The following is a 694-nucleotide window of genomic DNA, read 5'->3' on the forward strand; positions in this document are numbered from 1 at the left end:
CGGGGTGTCGGGGCGAAGCCCTGACCAGGGTAATTGTAATAGCGTGCATGTATGCGCGGTATAACAATTACACATCCTGTCCTGTCAGCAAGTTCGAATTACCGACAAAGGCACGGCAGTTTTTTTGGCAGTGACAGTATTGTCAGGCAGAAATACCCGTCAATGCGTCAGACGGCAGAATACCGGCGGTAAAACAGTCGAAAAGTGGTACGCGATATAATCACACAACGCAGATGACAGACAGAACGGAGAAAACAGAAAGATGAACAAGCAGCAGCAAACCGTACTCAACATGGCGGGATTCATAAAAAGCCAGAGCCTGACGCTGCTCGAAAAGCTGGACGCACTCGATGCCGACGAACAGGCCGCCATGTGTGAGAAGCTGCACGAAATCGCGGAAGAACTCCAGAACAGCATACAGACACGCTTTGAAGCGGAAAGTGGCACCGGGGTATAACAGTGTATCCTGCTCCAGACAGGATGCAGAACGGTATACCGGTGCGTAAGGAGAAAATGTCACATAAGGCGCTCTTCCGCTTCCTCGCTCACTGACTCGCTACGCTCGGTCGTTCGACTGCGGCGAGCGGTGTCAGCTCACTCAAAGGCGGTAATGCGGTTATCCACAGAATCAGGGGATAACGCCGGAAAGAACATGTGAGCAAAAAGCCGAAGGCAGGGGCAAAGGCCGCGCAGG

1 protein-coding gene is annotated in these 694 nt (G+C 52.7%); it reads left to right on the forward strand.

Features of this window, described 5'->3' with window-relative positions; all coding sequences use genetic code 11:
• Positions 1–262 precede the first annotated feature (262 nt).
• Complete coding sequence (locus tag ACUU1M_RS20465) at positions 263–457, forward strand: Rop family plasmid primer RNA-binding protein (RefSeq protein WP_039059175.1); 195 nt, start codon at positions 263–265, stop codon at positions 455–457.
• The last annotated feature ends 237 nt before the right edge of the window (positions 458–694 follow it).

The organism is Shigella sp. SIG6, from assembly GCF_053555815.1.